Source organism: Halobacillus salinus (assembly GCF_004684905.1).
In the GTDB taxonomy this organism is placed as follows: Bacteria; Bacillota; Bacilli; order Bacillales; family Halobacillaceae; genus Halobacillus; species Halobacillus salinus.
The window spans coordinates 64,254-88,655 of record NZ_SRJC01000003.1 but is presented as its reverse complement, the minus strand read 5'-3'; the positions used below and the strand labels follow the sequence as shown (position 1 = coordinate 88,655).

Below are 24,402 nucleotides of genomic sequence, written 5' to 3'. Positions count from 1 at the left end.
TTTTTAGGAAACATATTTGTAAGTTAAATAAAGATGTTGAAAGGAGTCTCTCGAAATGAATATGAACAAAGAAATTAAAAAGCTAGAACAAGTACATCTACAAAAACCAGAAAAAGTGTTTACTATGTATCTGAATACAGATCCCTCCGACCCTGATCAACAAGGGGGAGAGTGGAAGATTCACTTGAAGAACGGATTGAACAACTTCGAATCTTATCTTCAAGAAGAGGATGACTCTGATGAGAAACGTAACTATTGGGCAGTTAAAGAGAAAGTGGAACAATTCATAGAGGAGAATGAACAACACTTTGCAAAAAGTGTCGTCATTATCGCGACAGCCGATGATACCATTTGGTTTGCTGAACGCTTCCAGATGCCTGTCAAGACGGAGTTCTATTGGGAAGAAACCCCTAAGTTGGACCAATTGAAAGAAATGCAGCAACAATTTCCTAAGACAGGAATCGTTCTGACGCAAAAAGAACAAGTGAAAGTTATTGATGCAGAGTTAGGACGCTTGAATGATACTCAACTATTTGAGCTTGATCTTAATACAGATGACTGGCGTCAACACCAAGGACCTCATAGAGCTCAAGCTTCCATGGGATCCGGTGGCGCGAAGAACACGAAAGAAGACCAGTTCCAGGAACGTTTCGAAGCAAACCGTTATCGCTGGTATAAGAGCCTTGCTCCAAAACTAGATAAGCTAGCCAAGGAATATGGTTGGGAGCAGTTTTATCTAGTCGGTGATAAAGAAGAGTTGAAAGACTTGCAGGATAATATGAATAAAGAAGCAAAAGAAATGGTTAATAAGAACCTGTTGGATCATGAAGAAATGCACGTAATTGAAGAAGTAGTGCAATAATTTAAAGGGGACGTCGGCTAAAGCCGGCGTCTTTTTATATCTATTATTCTGTAAAAGTAATCAACAGACCTATACGTATGCAATAGGAAATGACCTGTGATAAAATAATATATACATAAACTATTTCAATGTAGAATGGAGCATATACATGTTTGTCGTAGATTCCACCGTAGTCGTCCCTGATCATAAGGCAGAAGATTTGATACATATCTATCAAAACCGGTCTAGATTGGTCGATCAGGCGGATGGGTTTTTATCGTTTCAACTGCTTCAGAATGATCGTAAACCTGGTGAGTTAACTGTTCATTTGGAATGGGAGTCCAAACAGGCTTATTTAAACTGGGCAAGAAGTGAACAATTCAAGAAGATTCATGAGTTGGAGAAAGAGTATCCAGATCAAGAATTACAAGGGATCGTTCCTAAGGTTACGAAATATGAGGTAGTTGCCACATGAACAACAAAGAACGAGAGCTGATTGTTCATAATGTCGTAGAAGAAATATATGATCATTATCCCCATCTATGGGATAAATTCGGTCAAAACGGCCGCGACCGGACCGAAGAAGATAATTATCACCATCTTGATCATCTGAAAGCCGCTTTCGATATGGATAGTGCAGATTTTTTTATGGATTATACCGATTGGCTCAACAATGTTCTTACATCTCGAGGAGTGGGAACATTTCTGATCATTGATAATTTCGAGCGATTGATCCGCCAGTTCAAAACGCTCAAACTCGAGGACGAAAAAGAACAAAGAGTATATGTAGAATACCTGCAGCAAGCTCTGCAACGCTTACAAACTCTTTCAAGTAAGAGGTGAAACAAGTTGACCCAACACCATGAGACACTAGCTCATCTATTTTTGGATGGAGACGAAGAAGAAGCGCTTTTCTATATAAATGAATTGTTAAATCAGTATTCCCGGGCCTACTTGTTTGAAAAGGTCATAACCCCTTCTATGTACTATATCGGTCAACTTTGGGAGCAGAATAAGATTTCCGTAGCGGATGAGCATTTGGCAACGGCTGTATGTGACTTTGTGTTGTCTTCCTTGAAGGAAAACAAAGAAAGAAGGAAAGAATATCAACACAAAGCCCTGTTGTTCGGAGTTGAGAAGGAACAGCACTATTTAGGTATGAAAATAGTAGCTGAAACGTTCAAGGAGCAAGGGTGGAAGGTTCGGTACCTAGGGCCAGATCTTGCCTTGGAACACTCATTGACCCAAATCGAGAAGTTTAAACCGGACGTCATCGGTCTCTCTGCTGCATTGTCCTATCGTTTACCCACGATTAAAACGCTGATTGAGCGATTCAAGAGATTGGAGTGGAAACCGTTGATTATGGTTGGCGGTCGTATGGCTACCAAATTTGACCTTGATGAATTCGAATCAGATCGTGTGATGGTCATCAAAGGTCTACCACATCTGCGTCAATGGTTTAAAGAAGGAAGGGCAGGGGTTATCAATGAAACAAGTTGACCGATCATTTCCTCTTCCATTCTTTGTCATCAATAAAAACTTTACCATTCAATCTTTCTCAAAAGAGGCGGCAACCCTAATAGGGGAAAGAGAAAACCTATTAGATGTATTCGATGAAGAAAGTATTATGAAAGTAAAAGATTGGGTGACACCTGAGATTCAAAAAGCGGCTATAGAAGTTCACCTGAAGGCTTTGGATGAAGAGGAAGATCTTCTTACCGCTGATTTATACGTGAAGTGGAACAATGACATGTACGCTGAAGTCATTGTAATGGTAAAAGATCATAAGTTGACGAAGATTACACGTACGTTGAATCAACTTCGCTCCCGATTGAACCATACCAATTTCGAGCTGCTGGAAGAGAAAGAGAAGCTAGAAGAAGCAGTAGAGCAGAATAATCAGTTGTCTGCTCCGTTTATCGTGCTTAATGAGGAGACTGCTCTCGTCCCTTTGTTTGGGGATATTACAGAGGAAAAAATGTACACGATAGAATCGCAATTACTGAAGAGTTCCCAGCAGTCTGAAGTGGATCAATTGCTGTTCGATTTTACCGCGGTGGGTGAATTGCATCGTTCTGGTGTATCTGTCTTGTTGGATGTTATCACTTCCTTGTTTTATATGGGGGCTGACATCATCTTCATCGGGGTACAACCTGCACAGGCAAAGCAGTTGAAAGAGATGAACTTACCGTCAGAAATCAAGTTTTTGAGTTCATTGCAAATGGCAATTCAAAAATATTGCACCTGAAAAAGCATAAGCAAAAAGATTTTCACTACCACAAAACCCGAACAATTTGTTCGGGTTTTTTTAAAATGAAATAATATATGCATTTGCACCGCTCCGGCAACATACTCCGTATACTTCCCTCATCAGTTTATAGAACACACTTTCTAGCTTCATTAACAGACTGAAAATACAAGTCCATATTGGAGAGGGTTCTTAAGTGATATTTTTGAAATGTTTAAATCCACCAGATGATTCCGATCCCTACTAAGGTTGCGAGAATGGAGAGGAGTAGGTAGAAGAATCCTTTTCCACGTTTTCCATCTTCAAACATTTGGAATATTTCATAACTGAATGTGGAATAGGTCGTATACCCACCGCAGAACCCCGTTGCTGCGAGGTACCATAACCAGTCTGGCATGATCATGACGTCATGCATACGAAGCAAGCTTCCAAGGAGGAGCCCTCCCGAAATATTAGCGATCAATGTCCCAAGAGGAAGGGAACGGTCATTGAGCGATTTGCTTAATTGGAACCTTAATAAGGCCCCGATCATTCCACCGATAAACACAAATACAATCATATCAAGGACGCCCCCCTGTTTTTACACCTAACCAGGTCATCAGGAGTCCCCCTGCAACCGTGCTCAATATGTACAGGATACCTAAGCCGACGGAACTAGAAAATAACTGAAAAGTCTCTGTTGCAAACGCCGAAAAGGTTGTAAAGGACCCGATAACGCCTGTTGTCAAAGCTTTTTTGAATGCTGGGTCGATGGTCTTATGTTTAACTAAAATCAAAGAGAGGTAGCTTAGTAGGAAGCAGCCTAATAGATTAGCGGTCAGTGTGCCGAAAGGAAACCCATCGACCTGCGGTATGGCATTTGAGAGCAGAAAACGCAACGAAGAGCCGATACCACCCCCAAGCGCGATGGCTACATATATACGATTCATGATATACTTTTCTCCTTTTCTACACGGATTCCTCGTGAACTTAGTAGTCTGATGGTCTTGCTATAATACGATTACGAGCGAGAGCCTGTTCGTAAATAAATAAATAAATAAATAAATAAAATATTGAATTGCCGGAGATGAAGCTATGACCACTATAACAAAAAAACTGCTTCTGTTTTTAGTATTAACAGCTGCAAGTTATCTATTGAATACAGTACATTTAAGTTTGTACTATGGCGTTCATTTCCTATTCGGTTCCATTCCGCTTGTCATGCTACTAAAAAAGTTGGGTGCGTGGCCAGCATTTATCGGAGCTATCATTGCTCAATCCTACACCCTATTTCTATGGAATCACCCATACGCTTTAATTATTTTTTCCTTAGAAATCCTCTTTTTAGGGTTCTTTTTCACTCGGAAACTAAAGAACATCATCTTAAGAGACGCGTTATACTGGCTGCTACTCGGTATTCCTCTTGTGTTCCTCTTCTATGGTGAATTCCTTCAATTCGGATTAGAAGCTACGATGATGGTAGCTTTAAAAGATATGATGAACGGGCTTGTTAACGTTTGGGGTGCTGTATTCTTATTATTCGTTTTTTCTTTACTATCAACCTTGTGGAAGAAAGAGGTTAAGTCCTATTATACGATGCATGAAATTCTATCGTATTTGAGCAGTGGTGTTTTGCTCGTATTAAGCTTCACGTTAGTTATGTTGATCGGTTACTACGAGCAGGATAAAGGTCGTTCTCAGCTTTCCATCACAGCCGAGGAAAGAATGAGCGAGGCAGAGCGGTATTATGATGCCTGGGTTCGGGACAAAGTTTTGGAACACCAATACTGGATGGGCCAGCTTAGAAACCAAGACGTAGATACTATACAGTCCCAAATAAGACAGTTATCAATCAATGGTACCGCAACGGATATCGAATTACAGACGAGCACTATTCAGGATACGAATTCGATGGAGTATCGGATTGAACAGGATGAACCTTATCTCATCATTCACTCCCCCTTGGACATAGGCCAAGCAAAATCCATGTCCGTTGAAACTAAATTCTCCATAGAGAATGTTGAATCGTATGTTCTTTCTCCTGTTTCAACAAATGAGGTAGATATTAGCATGGTGAACAAGGAAGGCATTCTATTGTTCTCTAATTTGCCTGATGTGAAAGTTGGAGGAAGGTTTCAAGGAGAGGGAAGTTCGAAAGTCTTAGAGAGAATGCAAGATGGGAATGTTGTTGTAAAGGAGTCAGAACTCCCTGCTATGCTGCAATGGAAACGGTCGACTTATACAGTTGTAAGTGATCCTCAGCCTGATACGGGAGTATCTTTTGTCGTAGCAACTTCCTTTAGACCTTTTATTGATTACCGGTTAATGAATGAAGCGTTACTTGTCATCTTGTTCGTACTGATTGTAACGTTGGTTATCGGAGAGTTGATATCCGACCGGCTCCTTTTCAAGTTCGAATCTTTGTCTAGAGTAACGACTGAAGTAGTAGAAGATCTACCTGAAATAAAAAAGGAAAAAGACTTTCCGAGAAGTATGATTTATGAATTCGAAACCCTTTCTCATAACTTCCAAATCCTTATAAAAGAATGGCAGGACAAATATAGCGCTTCACAAAAGGTGAATGAGGAGTTACAACAGAAGAAGGTGCTCCTAGAGCAATCCCAAGAGAAAATGGAATATATGGCCCATTACGATGATCTGACGAAATTACCGAACCGCCGACATTTCAATAAGAAAATGGATCAACTGATAGTGGAAGGTGATCGATTCGGTCTTTTATTTATCGATTTGGACCGCTTTAAAACAATTAACGATGAATATGGGCATGATGTCGGAGACAAGGTATTGATCGAGGTAGCAAGACGGTTGTCGAATGCGGTGCAAGAAAGACGGTGCTTCCGCTTGAGTGGCGACGAATTCACGGTCCTCATCACACCACTTGAGGAAGATTTGAAATTGGTCCTTCAACGGATCTTAAAGCAGTTTGAAACACCACTGTTGATTGAGGGGCACAGTATTGACATCGCGTTGAGTATCGGCCATGCGGTATACCCTGATCATGAAACAACGAAAAACAATTTGATCAAACGAGCAGACGACACGATGTACGAATGCAAGAATCGTGGAAGAAACGAATTGAGCTGGTAAAGAATGTTATAACTAAGGCCGAATGTGGAATAGTACTTCAAAAGATGAAAGAAAGGATGAATATAGATTATGCAAATGACACTAGAAGTAAATGGAATGACATGTGAACATTGCGAAAAAGCTGTCAAAGGATCCCTAGAAGAGTTAGAGGGTGTTCATGGCGTTGAAGTTCACCTTAGCAGCGGAAAAGTAGATGTGGCTTACGATGAAGCGTATGCGACCAAAGGGTTGATGAAAGAAGCTATAGAGGCTCAAGGTTATGAAGTAGTGGGGTAAAAAAGGGGAAGCTCAGAGTTACGGGAACTCTGAGCTTTTTCTCATCTCTTATTGAACGGTATATGGTAATTGAGATTTGTATCCATTGAATTGCTGATACGTTTGCTGAACTTTCTGTTGCTGGGCCTGTTCAACAGCATACCATCCATTCTGGAACATAAGGTTGTAAAGGTTACGTTGACAGTCTTGTGTTTCTTTAAATATCGTCGCAAGGTCCTGATATAACGCTTGATTACTCGCTTCGTTTAGCGCAGTGCTATAGGAAGCAGTCATATATTTTTCCGTTGCCAATTGGTCGTTGAGAAAATCACGTTCATTCATTTGTGGTGTCTTAGGTACATTGGTTTCGGGGTTTTGAATCTTATTAGATCCTGAATTCATCAGGCGCCCTCCTTATTAATTTGGTTTTTGTCCGTTCAAATGATTTAAGATTTTATCATAGTGACGTTGATGCATTTGTCCAGCTTCTTCAAGTGCTGCTTGAATCTCTGGAGTTTGACAATTTTGCGCAAAAAAGTGAGCTTTTTTACAAGCATTCAAGTTCCAAGAAAGCATATCAGCAATATAAAGCTGATCCTTCGTACTTACTATTTCAGGAACTTGGGTCATAGGCTGCGCTTGGGAAATGTTTGATTGGTTTTGCTGTTGTTGCATACGCTCATCCTCCTTTATTCAATCAACTTTAGTATGACCAAGACGGAGGGCGTTATGAAGTAGGTGTTCTGGGAAATTTTTCTTATAAGTAGGTCGAGAATGAAGGAAACGATACCTAAATTGTAGAAAAAATGATAAAATAGACATATGATAGCGGTTACAAATGGTGAAACCTTGGTAAGTGGGAGGATTATTAGCATGGAGCAGTTGTTACGAAATTTCTTTTTGTTTTTATCCAAAAACCGTTTCTTCACAAGACTGGCCAAAAGGTATGGATTGAGGTTCGGAGCTGGTCGATTCGTAGCCGGGGAAACTGTCCCTGCAGCAGTGGAGACGATCAAAGATCTCAATCAGCAAGACATGTCCGTTACCATTGATCATTTAGGGGAATTCATTGATAGCGAAGCAGAAGCAAGAGAGGCGGCGGATGGGTGTATTGAAGCTATTAAGGCGATAGCTGAGCATGAGCTTGATTCCCAGCTTTCTCTAAAATTGACATCCATGGGCCTCGATATTTCTGATGATCTGGTGTTGGAGAATATGCGTCGCATACTCGACGTAGCAGAAGAGAAGAACGTGTTTGTGACGCTTGATATGGAAGACCACGAGCGCTGCGAGAAAACGTTGACTATCTTCAAAAAGTTACGGTCTGAATATGAACATATCGGCACGGTGCTCCAATCTTATCTGTACCGTACGGTAGACGATATAAAAGAGCTTGATCAATACAACCCCAATTTGCGCCTAGTGAAGGGAGCATACAAAGAATCTCCAAAAGTAGCTTTTCCTGATAAGAAAGACGTGGATGAGAACTTGAAGAAAATAATCAAGATTCACTTGCTTAATGGAAATTACACAGCTGTTGCCAGTCACGACGATCAAATAATCGAATATACGAAACAACTCGTCGAAGAGCATCAAATTTCGAAAGATCAATTCGAGTTCCAAATGCTCTACGGTATCCGTGTAGATCGGCAGAGAGAGCTGGTGGAGGAAGGCTATAAGATGAGGGTCTATGTTCCATACGGGAAAGACTGGTACGGCTATTTCATGCGCAGATTAGCAGAACGTCCAGCGAACGTCGCATTTGTTCTAAAAGGGGTCTTTGGGAAATAGTCACTGGGCAGGTGGCTATTTTTTCAAATCCTAACCAAAAAAGGATTGCGAAATATCTGAAAATATCTTATATTATAAGTAGATCAGAATTTTGGTAAAGCATAGCTTATTTTTTTGGCTATAAAATGAATGAGCATTCATTCAAAGTGATAGGGGGACCCATGATGAATCGAAAAATCAAGCGGGCAGCCGTATTAGGCTCCGGTGTGATGGGAGCCGGCATTGCTGCTCATTTAGCTAACGTTGGTATTCCGACACTGATGCTCGATGTCGTGCCGAACGAATTAACGGATAAGGAAAAGAAACAAGGATTGACGCTAGAGGATCCTCGAGTAAGAAACCGAATTGCTGCTTCAAATAAGCAGGCGTTGAAAAAACAGAAACCATCTCCTTTGGCGAGTCAGTCTAACTTAGACTTAATTGAGGTAGGAAACTTCTCAGATGATATGAAGAAACTCGGTGACGTGGATTGGGTAATCGAAGTTGTAGTAGAGAACTTGGACATCAAGAAGAAAGTATTCGCTCAAGTGGATGAGCATCGCAAAGAAGGAGCTATTATCAGTTCTAACACCTCTGGAATTTCGATTGAAGCGATGTCAGCGGAATGCAGTGAAGATTTCAGAAAGCATTTCTTAGGCACACACTTCTTTAACCCGCCTAGATACTTAAAGCTATTAGAAGTGATTCCGACAAAAGACACGGATCCAGATGTACTTAGTTATATGAAAGCTTTCGGGGAAGACGTTCTCGGTAAAGGTGTTGTCGAGGCTAAGGATACACCGAACTTTATTGCGAACAGAATCGGAACGTACGGGTTGCTCGTAACTGTCCAACAAATGTTGAAAGATGGTTACAGCGTCGGGGAAGTGGATTCGGTAACAGGACCGATGATCGGTCGCCCGAAGAGTGCTACATTCAGAACCCTTGATGTTGTTGGACTAGATACGTTCATTCATGTTGCAAACAATGTTTATGACCAAGTAGACGGCGAAGAGAAGAAAGTGTTCGAAGTACCGACCTTCATGAAGTCGATGCTTGAGAAAGGTTGGCTTGGTTCGAAGAGTGGTCAAGGCTTTTTCCTGAAGAAAAGAGGAGAAAAAGGAAGCGAAATCCTTCAATTGAACCCTGAGACGCTAGAGTACGAACAGCGAGGTAAATTGAAGACGAAAGCGACCGAAATGGCTAAGCAAGAAAAAGGATCAAAACGAAAGCTTAAGGCGCTAGTGTCTGCACAAGGTGATCGTGCTGGAGACCTGGTGTGGTCTGTTGTGAAGCCTGTGTTAATCTACTCCGCTGAATTGCTGGGAGAAATTGCAGACGACATTCCATCTATCGATGACGCAATGCGATGGGGCTTCGGTTGGGAGCTCGGGCCGTTTGAGATGTGGGATGCAATCGGACTAAGATCTTCTGTCGAGCGTATGAAGAGTGAGGGAGAGACCGTTCCAGCTTGGATTGAGCAGATGCTCGAGAATGGAGATGAAGCTTTTTATAAGAAGGAAAATGGAAACGTTTACTTTTATCACCAAGGAAGCTATCAACAGCAGACATTCAATCCTAAAAATATTAATCTAAAGCGTCTAAAAGAATCAACAGAAGTGATTAAGAAGAACGCAGGTGCTAGCTTGATTGACTTAGGAGATGGTGTCGCTGGGCTTGAATTCCACTCCCAAAGCAATGCAATCGGACTCGATATCATTCAGATGATCAATTTCGCAGTAGACCATGTGGATGACCATTATAAAGGGCTTGTGATCGGGAACCAAGGTAAGAACTTCTGTGTAGGTGCAAACCTTGGCATGATCCTGATGGAAGCACAGGACTTCAACTTCTTTGAAATAGAAATGGTTGTGAAGAACTTCCAGGATGCAATGCTGAAAATGAAGTATTCTGACAAGCCTGTTGTGGCGGCACCGTTCGGCATGACGTTAGGTGGAGGCGCAGAGGTCTGTCTTCCAGCTGATGCTATTCAAGCTTCTCAAGAGACGTATATGGGCTTGGTCGAAGCAGGTGTCGGCCTGATTCCTGGCGGTGGAGGAAACAAAGAGCTTTACATGAAACACTTGAGAAATATGCCTAAAGGAGTCGATTTTGACCTACAGAAGGTAGCGAACGCCGTATTTGAAAAAATCGCTATGGCGAAAGTTTCTACTTCTGGGGAAGAAGCGAGAGAGAATGGCTTCCTTGATCAAATGGATCAAATCAGTATGAATGGTGATCACCTCCTTTATGATGCCAAGCAGAAGGTGATTGGTCTTCATGATTCCGGATACCAAGCTCCGAAACGCACGAAAGTGCCAGTAGTCGGAGAACAAGGCTACGCAACGATGATGCTTGGAGCCAAATCACTCGCACTAAGTGGATATGCGAGCGAACACGACTTGAAGATAGCGGAGAAGTTGGCATATGTCTTAGCTGGTGGCCGTGTGAAAGAGGGCACACTCGTTGATGAACAATATTTACTTGATTTAGAAAGAGAGGCTTTCCTGAGTCTTGTGGGAGAACCGAAGTCACAAGCAAGAATGCAGCACATGCTGATGAAAGGGAAACCACTTCGTAACTAAGTAAAGGGGGAAGAAACGTGAGAGAAGCAGTTATCGTAGCAGGGGCACGTACCCCTGTAGGAAGAGCTAAAAAAGGATCACTTGCCCATACAAGGCCTGATGACCTCGCCGCTCTTACTATAAAAGAAACATTGAAGCGCGCAAATCATTATGAAGGAAATATAGATGACGTCATTATCGGATGTGCGATGCCAGAGGCAGAACAAGGCATGAACATGGCCCGTAATATTGCAGGACTTGCAGGCTTACACCACAAAGTCCCGGCGATTACAATCAACCGTTACTGTTCTTCTGGGCTCCAAAGTATTGCCTATGCTGCTGAAAAAATCATGCTAGGTCACAGTGACACTGCTATCGCTGGTGGAGCCGAATCGATGAGTATGATCCCGATGGGAGGGCACGTAATCAAGCCCAACGTTCAACTTGTGGAAAACGCTCCAGAGTATTACATGTCGATGGGGCATACGGCAGAAGAAGTAGCAAATCGCTTCGGTATCTCCAGAGAAGAACAAGATGCATTCGCTGTTCAGAGTCACGAACGTGCAGCGAAAGCTATTGCAGAAGGTAAATTTGATGAAGAGATTGTACCTGTAAATGTTACTGATCGTACTGTTGGTTCGGATAACAAACTGAAGGAATTGCAATCTACCTTCTCGATGGATGAAGGAGTACGTCAAGGAACGACAACGGACGTATTAGGTAAGCTGAGACCTGCATTTTCAACAAAGGGTTCTGTAACAGCTGGAAACTCCTCGCAAATGAGTGATGGAGCCGCTTCTGTACTTGTTATGGATAGAGAGAAAGCAGAGTCAGAAGGCCTTCAGCCTCTTGTCAAATTCAGATCATTCGCCGTTGCTGGTGTAGAGCCCGACATAATGGGGGTTGGTCCAATCGAAGCGGTACCGAAAGCGTTGAAGTTGGCAGGGCTAGAGCTATCGGATATCGGGTTGTTTGAACTGAATGAGGCTTTTGCTTCTCAGTCTCTGCAAGTTATTCGTCAACTAGGCTTGGACCAAGAGAAAGTCAACGTGAACGGTGGAGCGATTGCTCTCGGACACCCATTAGGGTGTACAGGAACGAAACTGACACTGAGCTTGATCCATGAAATGAAACGCAGAAATGAACAGTTTGGCGTTGTCACGATGTGTATTGGCGGCGGAATGGGTGCAGCCGGCGTATTCGAGCTACTTTAAGAGGAGGAACTAAGATGAGTGAAGTAAAAGATATGATCAAAGGCGGCGGGTTTATCGTCGAGGATTTAGAGGCGAAGGACGTCATTACTCCTGAGGACTTTACAGATGAACATTTGATGATTGCCAAAACGGCAGAAGACTTTGTGTTAGGAGAAGTCGTTCCAAAGATTGAAAACCTTGAAAACCATGAGTTCGAACATTCTGTAGCCCTTTTGAAAAAAGCTGGTGAACTAGGCTTGCTCGGCGCTGACGTGCCTGAAGAGTATGGTGGGCTGCAATTAGATAAGATTTCTTCTTCTTTAATTACAGAGAAATTCTCAAGAGCCGGTGGTTTCTCTGTTACGCACGGTGCACACGTGGGAATTGGTTCCTTGCCAATCGTCTTCTTCGGAAACGATGATCAGAAGAAAAAATACCTTCCTGCCCTAGCGACAGGTGAGAAGCTTGCTGCTTATGCTCTGACAGAACCAGGTTCCGGTTCAGATGCACTTGGCGCAAAAACTACAGCTAAACTTAATGAAGCTGGTACCCATTATGTGTTAAACGGAGAGAAGCAGTGGATTACGAACTCAGCGTTTGCTGATGTGTTCGTCGTTTACGCTAAGATCGATGGAGATAAATTCACTGCGTTCATTGTAGAACGCGACTACCCAGGGGTTTCTACTGGTCCTGAAGAGAAGAAAATGGGAATCAAGAGTTCCTCTACTAGAACGTTAATCTTGGAAGATGCGGAAGTTCCAGTTGAAAACGTACTAGGGGAAATCGGCCGTGGTCACGTCATTGCATTCAACATCTTAAACGTGGGACGTTATAAGTTGGCAATTGGTGGCGTAGGTGGAGCGAAACGCGCAGTTGAACTTTCTGTTAAATACGCTAAAGAGCGTAAACAGTTCAAGACTCCAATCGCTAGCTTCCCGCTCATTCAAGAGAAAATCGCCTCTGTCGCGGCTAACACTTACGCCAATGAGAGTGCCGTTTATCGTACGGTCGGGCTGTTTGAACAAAGCATGGGCAAACTTACGGATGAACAGTTGAAAGATGGAGCGGCTGTTGCCAAAGTAATTGCTGAGTACGCTATTGAATGTTCTTTGAATAAAGTATTCGGAACAGAATTACTTGATTTTGCTGCCGATGAAGCGGTCCAAATCCATGGTGGTTATGGTTTCATGGCCGAGTACGAAGTGGAGCGGATGTACCGTGACTCTCGTATCAACCGTATTTTTGAAGGAACAAATGAAATTAACCGAATGATTGTTCCAGGAACACTTCTTAAGAAAGCGATGAAAGGTGAACTGCCTCTACTTCAAAAAGCACAAGCTTTACAAGAAGAGATCATGACAATGATGCCGGAAGAACCAGGAATTGAAGCGCTTGAACAAGAGAAGTATTTGTTGAAGAATGCGAAGAAAATCGGTTTACTAGCTGCAGGACTCGCTGCTCAAAAATTCGGTGAGAAATTAGAAAGTGAACAAGAGATTCTCGTGAATATCGCAGACATCGTAGGTGAAATCTACAATATGGAATCTGCAGTTCTTCGTACTGAAAAAGCGATGAATGCTAAAGGTGAGGAAAAGAACCAGCAGAAGCTTCTGTATACACAAGTATATGTTCAAGAAGCATTCAACCGTATCGAGGCACACGCGAAAGAAACGTTGATTGCGGCTGAATCTGGTGATTCATTACGTATGATGCTAGGGGCGTTAAGAAAATTGACGCGTCATACTCCAATCAATGTTATTACGAAGAAACGTGAAATTGCCGCTAACCTCATTGAAGCAGAAAAATATATCGTCTAACGATACTATCCCCTTCATCCTTATCGGGTGGAGGGGATTTACTTTGGGAAAAGGATCCGAAAGCGGAGATAGTTATGCTATATTTGTGTAAAAGTTCCTGCATTTTAAGAAAAGTGATAGATGTAACTTTATTTCATGAATTCATCCCCTTTGATATGGTAAAATATAAATCAACAACGAAGAGAGGGGTTGAATCATGCCTTTAACCTTCTATTGGTATCCCAATTGTGGGACATGTAAAAAAGCGAAGAAATGGCTGGATGAAGCAGGAGTCGACTATCAATCTGTACATATTGTCGAGGAGACACCTTCAGAGAGCCAATTGAAAGAATTGATCGATCAAAGTGGTCTTCCTGCACGTAAGTTCTTTAATACGAGTGGTAAGAAATACAGAGAGCTCAATATGAAAGAAAAACTGAATGATGCATCTGAACAAGAGATGATTCAGTGGCTCGCTTCTGATGGCATGTTGATCAAACGGCCTATCGTAACAGATGGAGAGAAAACAACTGTCGGCTTCAAGGAAGAACGTTTTCAGGAAGTTTGGAGCAGTTAGACCTTAGAAATAAAAGCGAATTGCTTTTATCTTTATATTGTAGATTAAATATTTTGTGGAGGGATTTTTGATGAGTTTACCAAAAGACATGCGTTATTCTGAAGAACACGAATGGGTGAAAGAAGAAGGCGGCAAGGTGCGCATTGGCATCACAGATTTCGCCCAATCTGAGCTTGGAGATATCGTTTTCGTTGAACTTCCAGAAGTAGGAGAAGAACTGGAAGCAGACGAGCCGTTTGGTTCCGTTGAGTCCGTGAAAACAGTTTCGGAACTTTACGCTCCTGTAAGCGGAAAAGTAGTTGAGATTAATGAAGAGTTAGAAGACAGCCCGGAATTCGTTAACGAATCACCATATGAAAAAGCATGGATGGTAGTAGTTGAACCGAAAGATGCTTCTGAAATGGACAAGTTGATGACACCGGAACAATACGAAGAAATGATCGACGCTGATTAATTGGTAAGCATTTTAACCAGACAGGGCAGACCGAGCCCCTTTGTCTGACATGATCTTGTCCATTATTAATCATGTTCAGACCATGTCACAGGGCATGGTCTGTTTCTATATAGTAGGTGATAAGAATGGAAATAGGACGAATTGTCATTGTTGAGGGAATAACAGATAAGAAGAAATTGAATAAAGTGTTGGATGAAGAGGTAGAAATCATCTGTACGTATGGAACTCTAGGGATTGAACGTATGGAAGAAATGATTTTCGATTATAACTTGGATGACCGATCTGTGTATATTTTAGTGGATGAGGATGATTCAGGATATAAGTTGAGGAAGCAGCTGACGGAAGAACTGCCTCACGCCTCACACATCTATATTGATAAAGCATTCAGGGAAGTGGCAGCCACACCAGAACCGGAATTGGCAAGAGCTTTACTCAATCATCACTTTACTGTCAAACCTATTTATCTGATATAGGAGGACTAAATGTGCAAGATCTAGGTACACAGGCTGAGGTGACCATAGGGGCGGAAGAGCAGAGCTTGATATTTGTTCACAGTCCATTTTGTGGAACCTGCCATCTTGCGGAGCGAATGCTCGTCACATTAGAAGAGACATTTCAGGAAGAATTATTCAGGAAATGTAATGCCTCTTTGAATCCGAACTTCATGGAAAAACATAAGGTGCAAAGTGTTCCTTGTCTACTTATTGCAACTGGCGGAGAAGTAGTGGATAGGATCTATGCCTTTCATTCCGTACCCTATCTGTACGAATGTCTGTCAGGATATGTAAGGAAATAGCGATATTCCCCGGGAAATGACGAGCGAATTAGAAGGAATAACACAGGAAAAACTCCTCCTTGAAGAGAAATTCTTCAGTACAGAGAGGAGTTTTTTTATGGTTGATTTCTTGAATCTGTGGGTAGGAAAAGTAAACAGGAGAAGAGAGCTTATTCCCTTGCTGAAGAAGTTCAAGGTATCTGTTTTAAACGAAAATGATGAGATCACCTATTCCTTTACCATTACCGAAAAAGGCATTCATAAAGTTTCCACCGATATAAAGGGTCAGAAGGAAGTTATATTGCAAGGATCTGCCGATAGAGTTAAGGAGGTATTCTTAGGCAACTTATTATTAAGCTCTCAAGAAATAGATGTAAATGGAGATCGAGAGCACGTTCTAGCTCTCGAGTCCTTGCTGTTCTTGTCTAAATGAGACTTCCTAGAGCGTCTACTACTTCCAAGAAGGAAGCTTGATCTCCGAATTGAGCATGAATGTCACCATCCTGATTTATGATGACCGTAGTCGGAACACCGTCGCTTTCGTACAGATCATATACTTCCCTTCCGTTATCTGTAAGTGTTGGTTGTGTTAAAAATTGTTCCGCATACTTCCTTGCTTCTTCTTCGCTTCTTTCACGACCCGTGACATTGATGGTGACCATTTGAACTTTATCGTGGTCCATCGTTTGAAAGAGTTGCTCTTTCTTCGGTAGATCTCGGCTCGAGTCCGGACACCACGAAGCCCAGAATGTAAGAATAACCACTTTTCCATGGTTTTTTTCCAACTCGAATAGTTGGTCGTTGAACATATATGGTAGTTTGAAGTTAGGAGCTTGCTTCATATTAAAATTCTCCCTTTCTTTAGATTGACTAGGATTCTTTCTCATGCTAACATAATCTATAATTTCATATCGATTCTTACACTTATCCAGAGAGGTGGAGGGACTGGCCCTTTGACACCCAGCAACCGGCATGTTTATGTACGGTGCTAATTCCAGCAAAGCTTAAGCTTTGAAAGATGAGACACGATAGTAGACCACGATCTCTTCTTTTAAAGAAGGGATTTTTTTATTGGCTCGTTATATATAGCAATATTCAGATTGTTAGAATATTTTGTTGACAGCACTAAATCCCGGTGCTACAATCTTCTTTGTAACACTAAACCGCATTAAAGTAATAATAATTTAATATAATAAAATCTCTTATCAAGAGAGGCGGAGGGACTGGCCCTTTGATGCCCGGCAACCGACGAACTGATCATTCGTTACGGTGCCAATTCCTACAAAGTTTGAAAACAACTTTGATAGATGAGAGAACAGATTTGACTTGTAAGTGCGCCTTTCTGTTCTCGGAACAGAAAGGCGTTTTTTATTTAGGTATCTTATCAGAAGAGGCTCAATCGCTTAAAGCCCAAAGGGCAGGCGTATGCACCTTTGTTCATTGGAGGGAAGAACATGATTTCAATTAAGGACTTATCAAAAGTCTTCCAGACAAAAGATCAGGAAGTCCGTGCTGTGGACGATCTTAGTTTGGAAATAAAGAAGGGAGAGATCTTCGGAGTTATTGGCTATAGTGGGGCAGGAAAAAGTACATTCATCCGGATGTTGAACAGGTTAGAAGACCCGTCAAGTGGTCAAATAACAATGGATGATCAAGACCTCACATCCATGTCGAAGAAAAAGCTAAGAGTCGCAAGGCAAGATATTGGGATGATTTTCCAACACTTCAACCTACTGTGGTCTCGTACGGTGTTTGACAACATCGCTTTTCCGCTTGAAATTGCAGGAATTTCAAAAGAAGAGAAAACTCAGAGAGTAAACGAGTTGATAGAGTTGGTCGGTTTATCTGGACGCGGGAATTCTTACCCTTCTCAATTAAGCGGTGGACAGAAACAAAGAGTGGGGATAGCACGAGCATTAGCGAATAATCCTAAAGTTCTGCTGTGTGATGAAGCAACTTCCGCTCTTGATCCAGAGACAACGGATTCCATCCTTGATTTGCTTGTGGACATCAACGAAAAGCTGGGACTTACAATAGTGCTGATCACGCACGAGATGCATGTTATCAGAAAGATTTGCCATCAAGTTGCAGTAATGGAGGCAGGGAAGATTGTCGAGCAAGGAGACGTATTAGACGTATTCCTTAGGCCGAAACAAAAAGTGACCAAGCGATTTGTAGACCAAGTAATGGGCGACCCAGAGCAAGAAAATTCGTTGGAGTTAATAAACGAACAGTACCAAAAAGGACGTATTCTAAGACTCCATTTTGTTGGGGATAGCGCAAATCAAGCGGTCATCAGCGATGTATCAAGGAAATTCGAGGTGGACATCAACATCCTCCACGGTAAAATCACCCAAACCCAAAAAGGAGCATATGGCACTATGTTTGTACAATTCGTCGGTGAAAAGGACGAGATAGACCGTGCCATCGAGTTTATAGAATCAACGTCTGTAGAGGTAGAGGTGAATCCTAGTGTTTGAGCAGTTGTTTCCGAATGTGAGATTAGAGGACATTGTTACAGCAACAAATGAAACGTTATTTATGACATTAGTATCCGTAGCCGGTACATTCATCATCGGTTTAGCGCTAGGGTTGCTATTATATTTATCAGCACCAGGAGGACTATGGCAGAACAAAGTGTTGAACTGGATCACATCATCCGTCGTCAACGTTTTCAGAGCTATTCCTTTCATTATATTGATCCTATTATTATTCCCACTGACAGATTTCCTGGTAGGCACAATCCGAGGTCCGAAGGCAGCACTGCCAGCTTTGATCGTAGGGGGCGCACCATTCTATGCAAGATTGGTCGAAATTGCTTTGAAAGAGGTAGACCATGGAGTGGTCGAGGCAGCCAAATCGATGGGAGCGAAATATTCCACCATTATCTTTAAAGTGCTCTTGCCTGAATCGATGCCGGCTTTGGTATCTGGAATTACTGTGACTGCTATTGCGCTTATTGGCTACACAGCGGTGGCTGGAGCAATCGGCGCAGGTGGACTTGGGGACTTTGCTTATTTCTATGGATTCCAACGAAGTAATATGGATGTTCTATTTCTTTCAACAATATTAATCATTCTTATTGTGTTCCTATTTCAATTCATCGGGGACTTGGTCACCCGTAAATTGGATAAAAGATAAAATAGATAAAAGGAGAGAGGAAAATGAAAAAAATTCTTACAGGGGCTGCTGTCCTGTTACTTGTACTAGTACTAGCTGCGTGTGGATCTTCGGAGAATGAGTCTGATGCATCCGGTTCTGAAGGAGAAGAAAGTGAAACAACAGAAATCAAAGTAGGAGCTTCAAGCGTGCCGCACGCAGAAGTTCTCGAACAAGCAAAACCCATTCTTGCTGAAGAAGGCATTGAGCTGACAATTGAAGAATACCAAGACTATATTTTGCCGAACCAGGACTTGGATGAAGGAAGAATTGATGCAAACTACTTCCAGACGATTCCTTACCTTGATCAACAATCTGAAGCTAAAGGATACGATTTCGTAAACCTTGGCGGTATTCACATCGAACCTATCGGGGTTTATTCCCAGAAATACGATAGCTTAGATAATGTGGAAGATGGTACAACACTTGTGATGAGCCGTTCTGTATCCACTCATGGTAGAGTTCTTTCCTTATTAGAGAAGCACGACCTCATCAAGCTTGATGAAGATGTAGAAAAAGTTAATGCAACGGTTCAGGATGTTGTAGAAAATCCTAAAAATATTGAATTCGACACAGGTGTAGACCCTGCAAACTTACCTGAAGTTTACGACCGCGAAGAAGAAGTGCTTGTAGCGATCAATACGAACTATGCGATCGAAGCGGGTCTTGTACCAAGTGAAGATGCCATCATATTAGAATCATCTGAATCACCTTATGTGAACGTTGTGGCAGCTCAAAGCAAAGATGAAGACAACGAAGCGCTGCAAACATTAGTGGAAGTGTTGCGTTCTGAAGAAATCCAGAACTTCATTAAAGAAGAATACGATGGAGCTGTTGTGCCTGTAGGAGGAGCTTCCGAATAATCTTAGTGACTGCGGTGGATACTAACCGCAGTCACTTTATTATTATGGGAGGTTTTTTCTGATGCAGGAACAGAACATGAATTGGACTGAAACGTATTTACACGATTACAAAGAAGGAATGGGTGACTTCTCTAAACACATGCCTGAGGTAGCACACCAGTTCAGTGAGTTCTCTGATGCTTGTTTTAAAGAAGGAGAACTGTCTAAAAAGCATAAACAGCTGATGGCGCTTGGAATCAGTATTGTAGCACAAGATGAATACTGCATGATCTATCATACAAAAGGGTGTATTGACCAGGGGGCAACGGAGAAAGAAGTTTTAGAAGCGTGCGGCGTAGCGGCTGCTTTCGGAGGGGGAGCTGCATTAAGCCAAGCAGCGACGCTCGTCCAACATGCCTACCGGGACTTGACGACACCGCTCAATTGATTGAATTATTAGAAAAATGAAGGAAATCCGATTAATTCGACCTGCGGATTAACTTTAAGCGCTTACATTGATAATTAACACTCTATACCCTTTCAAGTGAAGTTTATTTGCAGTTTAGCATGGGTATTGTCCTGTGATATTCTAAATTGTGTAAATAATCTGAAAGGGTTGATTTCCTATTACTGACGATCTGAAGTTGAATTACACTGCTGAGATGGAGAAGGCCATGCACGGAGCTCATCATATGGGGTATGCTGAGTATAGCAGGAGACTGGAATCCCGATTGGAAGTGGAACAAAAACGTCAGCAAGACTTTGAGCAAAGTCGTAAAATGATCGCCCAGGTTGACCGTCAATTGCATAGATAAATGATAAAAATAAAGAATCAGGTGAGATTTCTTCACCTGATTTTTTCATGTTATACTATAGTAGAAAAGTGGATTTTGCCGTCAGAAATTGTAGCTTTTTCAAGCTTTTTGACCGATGGCAAAAAGTTGATAACCATTTCTAAATGATATAAGATTGTAATGAGAATAAATTGAGAATGGTTCTTTGATCCATATCAACCCAGCACATTCAATATTAATAGATACTGGAGGTATTTTTTTATGGCAGGATCAACATTAGAAATCAAAGATCTTCACGTTGAAATCGAAGGTCAGGAAATTCTTAAAGGTGTAAATCTAACAATCAACGGCGGTGAATTCCACGCTGTTATGGGACCAAACGGTACTGGTAAGTCAACATTGGCATCAGCTGTTATGGGACACCCTAAATATGAAGTAACAAAAGGTGAAATTTTACTAGACGGTGAGAACGTTCTAGAAATGGAAGTGGACGAGCGTGCTCAAGCTGGTCTATTCCTTGCTATGCAATACCCTAGTGAAATCAGCGGTGTAACAAACTCTGACTTCCTTCGCTCTGCGATTAACGCGCACCGTGAAGAAGGCGACGAGATTTCTCTAATGAAATTCATCAAGGAAATGGATTCCAAAATGGATACATTAGAAATGGATAAAAACATGGCACAGCGTTATCTGAACGAAGGGTTCTCCGGCGGTGAGAAGAAGCGTAACGAAATCCTTCAACTGATGATGGTTCAACCTGCTATCGCTATCCTTGACGAAATCGACTCCGGTCTTGATATCGACGCACTTAAAGTCGTTTCCAAAGGCATTAATGAAATGCGCAATGATGCATTCGGTTGCCTGATCATCACTCACTATCAGCGCTTGTTGAACTATATCACTCCAGATAAGGTTCACGTCATGATGCAAGGCCGTGTTGTGAAGTCTGGTGGACCTGAGCTTGCTCAACGCCTTGAAGAAGAAGGGTACGAGTGGATTAAAGAAGAGCTAGGTATCGAAGACGAGACAGTCGGTCAAAAAGCGTAATTTAGATAGGAGGGTAAACATGACAGTAGAAGTATCATTACCATACGATAAGGAATACGTCACCCAATTCTCAAATGGGCTGAATGAGCCTGATTGGATGCAGAGCCTTCGTTTGAAAGCTTTGGAAAAATCAGAGTCTCTTTCACTTCCGAAACCAGATAAGACGAACATCCAAGGTTGGAACTTCACAGAATTCAAGCATTACGTTGAGGGAGAAACAATTGATTCTCTTGACCGCTTGCCGGAAGAAATCCAAGACTTCTTAGACCAAGAAGAAAATAAAAACCTTGTGATTCAACGAAACCACACACCTGCTTTCGGTGCTCTTAATGAGCAACTGAAAGAACAAGGCGTGGTGTTCACAGATATTCATACAGCTCTTCGTGAGCACGGAGAACTTGTAGAGAAGTATTATATGAACGACGCGGTTCATATGGACGAGCACCGTTTGACTGCACTTCATGCAGCGCTTATGAACGGAGGAATCTTCCTATACGTACCGAAAAACGTTCAAATTGAAGAACCACTTCAGGCAATCTTCTGGCAGGAAGATCCAGAAGCATCTCTGATCAATCACATTTTGGTTGTAGCGGAAGAGAACAGTTCTGTCACATATGTCGAGAACTATGTTTCTAACAACAAAGAAGAAAAAACGTCTGCTAACATCGTAGCGGAAGTCATCGCAAAGGATGGTGCGAAAGTATCATTCGGAGCGGTTGATAACTTCGAAGTTGGTACGACTGTTTATGCCAACCGCCGTGGTGTTGCTTACCGCGACGCTGTCATTGAGTGGGCTCTTGGCCAAATGAACGAAGGAAACACGGTTTCTGAGAATATCACGCACTTGATCGGTGACAACTCTCACTCTAATGCGAAAACCGTAGCAATCGGTCGTGGACAGCAGAAGCAGAACTTCACTGCTAACATCACCCACTTCGGGAAAGGTTCAGACGGCTATATTCTGCAACATGGTGTTATGAAAGATAAAGCTTCAGCAATCTTCAACGGAATCGGCAAAATCGAACACGGTGCTTCAAAATCGAACGCAGAGCAAGAGTCCCGCGTATTGATGCTTAGTAAAGATGCTCGTGGGGACGCAAACCCGATCCTTCTCATTGATGAAGATGATGTAACAGCTGGTCACGCTGCTTCTGTCGGTCGTGTTGATCCAATCCAGTTGTACTATCTAATGAGTCGCGGTATCTCCCGTTTCGAAGCAGAGCGGTTGATCATTCACGGCTTCCTTGCTCCTGTAGTTAATCAATTACCTGTAGAAGCGGTGAAACGCCAGCTAACGCAAGTGATTGAAAGGAAAGTATATTAATGGATGTAAAAGCCGTTCGTAATGAGTTCCCGATCTTACATCAGGAAGTCAACGGCCATCCGCTCGTGTACTTGGATTCATCAGCGACTTCTCAAAAACCTAGAAAAGTGATTGAGAAGCTTGATGAATACTATCGTGGTTATAATTCAAACGTTCACCGTGGCGTTCACACGCTTGGTACTAAAGCGACGGATGAGTATGAAGGCGCACGTGAGAAAGTTAGACGCTTTATCAATGCGTCCAGCATCCAGGAAGTCATTTTTACAAGAGGTACGACTACTGCGATCAATACGGTTGCCTCAAGCTACGGCCGAGCAAACTTCCAGCCGGGAGATGAAATTGTCATCACTCCGATGGAACACCACAGTAACATTATTCCTTGGCAGCAAATCGCTAAGGAGACGGGTGCTACCCTTAAATATATGCCACTTCAACCAGACGGGACAATCCGTCTGGAAGATGCAAAAGAGACCATAACGTCCAACACGAAGATGGTTGCGATCATGCAAGTATCCAACGTGCTTGGAACAATCAACCCTGTAAAAGAAATCGCTCGAATCGCTCATGAACAAAATGCTGTCATCTTGGTGGATGGAGCTCAGAGTGCTCCACACATGAAAATAGATGTACAGGATTTAGATGCCGATTTCTTTGCTTTCTCGGGTCATAAAATGTGTGGTCCGACTGGTATAGGGGTACTTTATGGGAAGAAGGCATTATTAAATGATATGGAGCCGGTTGAGTTCGGCGGGGAAATGATTGACTTTGTTAACCTTTACGACTCAACATGGAAAGAGCTTCCTTGGAAATTCGAAGGGGGCACTCCGATTATTGCTGGTGCCGTAGGTCTTGGTGCAGCGATTGATTTCCTTAATGATATTGGCCTCGACCAGATTCAAGAACACGAACACAAGCTTGCTCAATATGCAATGGATCGAATGCAAACCGTAGAAGGCATGCAGATATACGGACCAGAGGAACGTGCTGGTCTCGTTACGTTCAATTTAGCTGACGTGCACCCGCACGACTTAGCGACTGTCCTTGATGCAGAAGGTATTGCGGTAAGAGCCGGACACCACTGTGCTCAACCGTTAATGCGCTGGTTGGACGTATCTGCTACTGCGAGAGCAAGCTTCTATCTTTATAATACTGAAGAAGAAATCGACCGACTTGTTGAAGGATTACAAACAACAAAGGAGTATTTTGGCGATGTCTTTTAATAACTTAGATACACTGTATCGCCAAGTCATCATGGACCACTACAAAAACCCTCGTAATCGTGGAGCGATTGAAGGCGATCATATGACGGTTGATATGAACAACCCGACTTGCGGAGATCGCATCCAGCTTCAATTACAAGTGGAAGACGGCGTTGTAAAAGACGCAAAATTTGATGGAGAAGGCTGTTCAATCAGCTTATCCTCCGCATCTATGATGACGCAGGCAATTAAAGGTAAGCCCGTAGACGACGCGTTGAAAATGTCCGAAATCTTTTCTGAATTGATGCAAGGCAATGATGTCGAAGATGACAACATTGACCTCGGGGATATTGAAGCCCTACAAGGAGTTTCTAAATTCCCTGCCCGCATTAAATGTGCGACTCTAGCTTGGAAAGCGATGGAGAAAGGCGTAGACGAAGAAAAGCAGGATTAAGCGTTTGTTCATACCAAAAGGAG

Annotated in this window: 30 protein-coding genes and 2 riboswitches; of the genes, 25 read left to right on the top strand and 5 right to left on the bottom strand. The window is 42.4% G+C overall.

Translation table 11 applies throughout. The features are described from left to right. Positions 1–55: 55 nt before the first annotated feature. From E4663_RS12890 to E4663_RS12870, 5 genes are all read left to right on the top strand, one after another. Positions 56–862, top strand: a complete 807-nt coding sequence (locus E4663_RS12890) for a VLRF1 family aeRF1-type release factor (protein WP_079478311.1) — start codon at positions 56–58, stop codon at positions 860–862. A 148-nt stretch (positions 863–1,010) separates the two neighbouring features. Next, on the top strand, positions 1,011–1,316 hold the full coding sequence (locus tag E4663_RS12885; protein WP_079478312.1) for an antibiotic biosynthesis monooxygenase family protein: 306 nt from the start codon (positions 1,011–1,013) through the stop codon (positions 1,314–1,316). Next, positions 1,313–1,684: a hypothetical protein gene (locus E4663_RS12880; protein ID WP_135327919.1), complete on the top strand. Its 372-nt coding sequence runs from the start codon at positions 1,313–1,315 to the stop codon at positions 1,682–1,684. The genes E4663_RS12885 and E4663_RS12880 overlap by 4 nt, the downstream gene beginning before the upstream one ends. 6 nt (positions 1,685–1,690) lie before the next feature. Then, positions 1,691–2,341 carry a cobalamin B12-binding domain-containing protein gene (locus E4663_RS12875; protein WP_135327918.1) on the top strand — a complete coding sequence of 217 codons (651 nt, stop codon included), beginning with the start codon at positions 1,691–1,693 and terminating at the stop codon, positions 2,339–2,341. Further along, positions 2,328–3,089, top strand: a complete 762-nt coding sequence (locus E4663_RS12870) for an STAS domain-containing protein (protein ID WP_079478315.1) — start codon at positions 2,328–2,330, stop codon at positions 3,087–3,089. Before E4663_RS12875 ends, E4663_RS12870 begins: the two co-directional genes overlap by 14 nt. A 214-nt stretch (positions 3,090–3,303) precedes the next feature. On the opposite strand, the gene crcB (E4663_RS12865) is transcribed toward E4663_RS12870, so the two are convergent. After that, complete coding sequence (gene crcB / locus E4663_RS12865) at positions 3,304–3,648, bottom strand: fluoride efflux transporter CrcB (protein WP_135327917.1); 345 nt, start codon at positions 3,646–3,648, stop codon at positions 3,304–3,306. A 1-nt stretch (position 3,649) separates the two neighbouring features. Next, positions 3,650–4,018 carry a fluoride efflux transporter CrcB gene (gene crcB, locus E4663_RS12860; RefSeq protein WP_135327916.1) on the bottom strand — a complete coding sequence of 123 codons (369 nt, stop codon included), beginning with the start codon at positions 4,016–4,018 and terminating at the stop codon, positions 3,650–3,652. A gap of 145 nt (positions 4,019–4,163) precedes the next feature. Here crcB (E4663_RS12860) and E4663_RS12855 point away from each other — a divergent pair, with 145 nt between their 5' ends. Next, positions 4,164–6,176 (top strand): GGDEF domain-containing protein, encoded by a 2,013-nt coding sequence (locus E4663_RS12855; protein WP_135327915.1) that lies wholly within the window; start codon positions 4,164–4,166, stop codon positions 6,174–6,176. 69 nt (positions 6,177–6,245) lie between these two features. Then, the gene (gene copZ, locus E4663_RS12850) at positions 6,246–6,452 is read left to right on the top strand and encodes a copper chaperone CopZ (RefSeq protein ID WP_079478319.1); all 207 of its coding nucleotides are present in this window, start codon (positions 6,246–6,248) and stop codon (positions 6,450–6,452) included. 48 nt (positions 6,453–6,500) lie between these two features. Here the strand turns inward: copZ and E4663_RS12845 are convergent, their stop codons facing one another. Together E4663_RS12845 and E4663_RS12840 are read right to left on the bottom strand one after the other, a co-directional pair. Continuing rightward, positions 6,501–6,833: a spore coat protein gene (locus E4663_RS12845; protein ID WP_079478320.1), complete on the bottom strand. Its 333-nt coding sequence runs from the start codon at positions 6,831–6,833 to the stop codon at positions 6,501–6,503. Between the two features lie 15 nt (positions 6,834–6,848). Continuing rightward, positions 6,849–7,106, bottom strand: a complete 258-nt coding sequence (locus E4663_RS12840; RefSeq protein ID WP_079478321.1) for a hypothetical protein — start codon at positions 7,104–7,106, stop codon at positions 6,849–6,851. A gap of 198 nt (positions 7,107–7,304) precedes the next feature. Here E4663_RS12840 and E4663_RS12835 point away from each other — a divergent pair, with 198 nt between their 5' ends. The 9 genes from E4663_RS12835 to E4663_RS12795 all read left to right on the top strand — a co-directional run bounded on the left by E4663_RS12835 (position 7,305) and on the right by E4663_RS12795 (position 15,993). Further along, positions 7,305–8,222, top strand: coding sequence for a proline dehydrogenase family protein (locus E4663_RS12835; RefSeq protein ID WP_079478322.1), 918 nt, complete (start codon positions 7,305–7,307; stop codon positions 8,220–8,222). Between the two features lie 164 nt (positions 8,223–8,386). Continuing rightward, positions 8,387–10,786 (top strand): 3-hydroxyacyl-CoA dehydrogenase/enoyl-CoA hydratase family protein, encoded by a 2,400-nt coding sequence (locus tag E4663_RS12830; RefSeq protein WP_135327914.1) that lies wholly within the window; start codon positions 8,387–8,389, stop codon positions 10,784–10,786. Positions 10,787–10,803: 17 nt separating this feature from the next. Next, the gene (locus tag E4663_RS12825; RefSeq protein ID WP_135327913.1) at positions 10,804–11,979 is read left to right on the top strand and encodes an acetyl-CoA C-acetyltransferase; all 1,176 of its coding nucleotides are present in this window, start codon (positions 10,804–10,806) and stop codon (positions 11,977–11,979) included. Positions 11,980–11,993: 14 nt separating this feature from the next. Further along, on the top strand, positions 11,994–13,775 hold the full coding sequence (locus tag E4663_RS12820) for an acyl-CoA dehydrogenase family protein (RefSeq protein ID WP_135327912.1): 1,782 nt from the start codon (positions 11,994–11,996) through the stop codon (positions 13,773–13,775). Positions 13,776–13,971: 196 nt separating this feature from the next. After that, on the top strand, positions 13,972–14,331 hold the full coding sequence (locus E4663_RS12815; RefSeq protein ID WP_135327911.1) for an arsenate reductase family protein: 360 nt from the start codon (positions 13,972–13,974) through the stop codon (positions 14,329–14,331). Positions 14,332–14,401: 70 nt separating this feature from the next. Then, entirely contained in the window at positions 14,402–14,785 is a 384-nt protein-coding gene (gene gcvH / locus E4663_RS12810) for a glycine cleavage system protein GcvH (protein WP_079478327.1), read from the top strand. Positions 14,786–14,910: 125 nt separating this feature from the next. Then, positions 14,911–15,258 (top strand): toprim domain-containing protein, encoded by a 348-nt coding sequence (locus E4663_RS12805; RefSeq protein ID WP_079478328.1) that lies wholly within the window; start codon positions 14,911–14,913, stop codon positions 15,256–15,258. Positions 15,259–15,269: 11 nt separating this feature from the next. After that, the gene (locus E4663_RS12800) at positions 15,270–15,581 is read left to right on the top strand and encodes a thioredoxin family protein (RefSeq protein WP_135327910.1); all 312 of its coding nucleotides are present in this window, start codon (positions 15,270–15,272) and stop codon (positions 15,579–15,581) included. Between the two features lie 97 nt (positions 15,582–15,678). Beyond that, positions 15,679–15,993: a hypothetical protein gene (locus E4663_RS12795; protein ID WP_079478330.1), complete on the top strand. Its 315-nt coding sequence runs from the start codon at positions 15,679–15,681 to the stop codon at positions 15,991–15,993. Here the strand turns inward: E4663_RS12795 and E4663_RS12790 are convergent. Further along, positions 15,986–16,402, bottom strand: a complete 417-nt coding sequence (locus E4663_RS12790) for a TlpA family protein disulfide reductase (protein ID WP_158290491.1) — start codon at positions 16,400–16,402, stop codon at positions 15,986–15,988. The genes E4663_RS12795 and E4663_RS12790 overlap by 8 nt on opposite strands. Before the next feature lie 79 nt (positions 16,403–16,481). Beyond that, a riboswitch (SAM riboswitch) is annotated at positions 16,482–16,585 on the top strand. Positions 16,586–16,759: 174 nt separating this feature from the next. Further along, positions 16,760–16,874, top strand: a riboswitch (SAM riboswitch). 140 nt (positions 16,875–17,014) lie between these two features. Here E4663_RS12790 and E4663_RS12785 point away from each other — a divergent pair. The 9 genes from E4663_RS12785 to sufU all read left to right on the top strand — a co-directional run bounded on the left by E4663_RS12785 (position 17,015) and on the right by sufU (position 24,379). Next, entirely contained in the window at positions 17,015–18,040 is a 1,026-nt protein-coding gene (locus E4663_RS12785; protein WP_079478332.1) for a methionine ABC transporter ATP-binding protein, read from the top strand. Beyond that, positions 18,033–18,701, top strand: a complete 669-nt coding sequence (locus E4663_RS12780; RefSeq protein ID WP_135327908.1) for a methionine ABC transporter permease — start codon at positions 18,033–18,035, stop codon at positions 18,699–18,701. The genes E4663_RS12785 and E4663_RS12780 overlap by 8 nt, the downstream gene beginning before the upstream one ends. 23 nt (positions 18,702–18,724) lie before the next feature. Continuing rightward, positions 18,725–19,582: a MetQ/NlpA family ABC transporter substrate-binding protein gene (locus E4663_RS12775; RefSeq protein WP_079478333.1), complete on the top strand. Its 858-nt coding sequence runs from the start codon at positions 18,725–18,727 to the stop codon at positions 19,580–19,582. A gap of 61 nt (positions 19,583–19,643) precedes the next feature. Beyond that, entirely contained in the window at positions 19,644–20,009 is a 366-nt protein-coding gene (locus E4663_RS12770) for a carboxymuconolactone decarboxylase family protein (protein ID WP_079478334.1), read from the top strand. 196 nt (positions 20,010–20,205) lie between these two features. Next, complete coding sequence (locus tag E4663_RS19805; protein WP_158290490.1) at positions 20,206–20,376, top strand: YuzK family famiily protein; 171 nt, start codon at positions 20,206–20,208, stop codon at positions 20,374–20,376. Positions 20,377–20,616: 240 nt separating this feature from the next. Continuing rightward, complete coding sequence (gene sufC / locus E4663_RS12765; RefSeq protein ID WP_079478335.1) at positions 20,617–21,402, top strand: Fe-S cluster assembly ATPase SufC; 786 nt, start codon at positions 20,617–20,619, stop codon at positions 21,400–21,402. 19 nt (positions 21,403–21,421) lie between these two features. After that, positions 21,422–22,726 carry a Fe-S cluster assembly protein SufD gene (gene sufD, locus E4663_RS12760; protein WP_135327907.1) on the top strand — a complete coding sequence of 435 codons (1,305 nt, stop codon included), beginning with the start codon at positions 21,422–21,424 and terminating at the stop codon, positions 22,724–22,726. Beyond that, positions 22,726–23,946, top strand: a complete 1,221-nt coding sequence (locus E4663_RS12755; protein ID WP_079478337.1) for a cysteine desulfurase — start codon at positions 22,726–22,728, stop codon at positions 23,944–23,946. Before sufD ends, E4663_RS12755 begins: the two co-directional genes overlap by 1 nt. Beyond that, complete coding sequence (gene sufU / locus E4663_RS12750; protein WP_135327906.1) at positions 23,936–24,379, top strand: Fe-S cluster assembly sulfur transfer protein SufU; 444 nt, start codon at positions 23,936–23,938, stop codon at positions 24,377–24,379. The genes E4663_RS12755 and sufU overlap by 11 nt, the downstream gene beginning before the upstream one ends. Positions 24,380–24,402: the final 23 nt, after the last annotated feature.

Coding starts and splice junctions, on each gene's coding strand:
- E4663_RS12815 (WP_135327911.1), top strand. CDS start 13,972: ATGCCTTTAACCTTCTATTGGTATCCCAATTGTGGGACATGTAAAAAA.
- E4663_RS12795 (WP_079478330.1), top strand. CDS start 15,679: ATGGTTGATTTCTTGAATCTGTGGGTAGGAAAAGTAAACAGGAGAAGA.
- sufU (WP_135327906.1), top strand. CDS start 23,936: ATGTCTTTTAATAACTTAGATACACTGTATCGCCAAGTCATCATGGAC.
- E4663_RS12870 (WP_079478315.1), top strand. CDS start 2,328: ATGAAACAAGTTGACCGATCATTTCCTCTTCCATTCTTTGTCATCAAT.
- copZ (WP_079478319.1), top strand. CDS start 6,246: ATGCAAATGACACTAGAAGTAAATGGAATGACATGTGAACATTGCGAA.
- sufC (WP_079478335.1), top strand. CDS start 20,617: ATGGCAGGATCAACATTAGAAATCAAAGATCTTCACGTTGAAATCGAA.
- E4663_RS12785 (WP_079478332.1), top strand. CDS start 17,015: ATGATTTCAATTAAGGACTTATCAAAAGTCTTCCAGACAAAAGATCAG.
- E4663_RS12755 (WP_079478337.1), top strand. CDS start 22,726: ATGGATGTAAAAGCCGTTCGTAATGAGTTCCCGATCTTACATCAGGAA.
- E4663_RS12820 (WP_135327912.1), top strand. CDS start 11,994: ATGAGTGAAGTAAAAGATATGATCAAAGGCGGCGGGTTTATCGTCGAG.
- E4663_RS12890 (WP_079478311.1), top strand. CDS start 56: ATGAATATGAACAAAGAAATTAAAAAGCTAGAACAAGTACATCTACAA.
- E4663_RS12885 (WP_079478312.1), top strand. CDS start 1,011: ATGTTTGTCGTAGATTCCACCGTAGTCGTCCCTGATCATAAGGCAGAA.
- sufD (WP_135327907.1), top strand. CDS start 21,422: ATGACAGTAGAAGTATCATTACCATACGATAAGGAATACGTCACCCAA.
- E4663_RS12835 (WP_079478322.1), top strand. CDS start 7,305: ATGGAGCAGTTGTTACGAAATTTCTTTTTGTTTTTATCCAAAAACCGT.
- gcvH (WP_079478327.1), top strand. CDS start 14,402: ATGAGTTTACCAAAAGACATGCGTTATTCTGAAGAACACGAATGGGTG.
- E4663_RS12855 (WP_135327915.1), top strand. CDS start 4,164: ATGACCACTATAACAAAAAAACTGCTTCTGTTTTTAGTATTAACAGCT.
- crcB (WP_135327916.1), bottom strand. CDS start 4,018: ATGAATCGTATATATGTAGCCATCGCGCTTGGGGGTGGTATCGGCTCT.
- E4663_RS12805 (WP_079478328.1), top strand. CDS start 14,911: ATGGAAATAGGACGAATTGTCATTGTTGAGGGAATAACAGATAAGAAG.
- E4663_RS12770 (WP_079478334.1), top strand. CDS start 19,644: ATGCAGGAACAGAACATGAATTGGACTGAAACGTATTTACACGATTAC.
- E4663_RS12830 (WP_135327914.1), top strand. CDS start 8,387: ATGAATCGAAAAATCAAGCGGGCAGCCGTATTAGGCTCCGGTGTGATG.
- E4663_RS12845 (WP_079478320.1), bottom strand. CDS start 6,833: ATGAATTCAGGATCTAATAAGATTCAAAACCCCGAAACCAATGTACCT.
- crcB (WP_135327917.1), bottom strand. CDS start 3,648: ATGATTGTATTTGTGTTTATCGGTGGAATGATCGGGGCCTTATTAAGG.
- E4663_RS12840 (WP_079478321.1), bottom strand. CDS start 7,106: ATGCAACAACAGCAAAACCAATCAAACATTTCCCAAGCGCAGCCTATG.
- E4663_RS12775 (WP_079478333.1), top strand. CDS start 18,725: ATGAAAAAAATTCTTACAGGGGCTGCTGTCCTGTTACTTGTACTAGTA.
- E4663_RS12790 (WP_158290491.1), bottom strand. CDS start 16,402: ATGAAGCAAGCTCCTAACTTCAAACTACCATATATGTTCAACGACCAA.
- E4663_RS12880 (WP_135327919.1), top strand. CDS start 1,313: ATGAACAACAAAGAACGAGAGCTGATTGTTCATAATGTCGTAGAAGAA.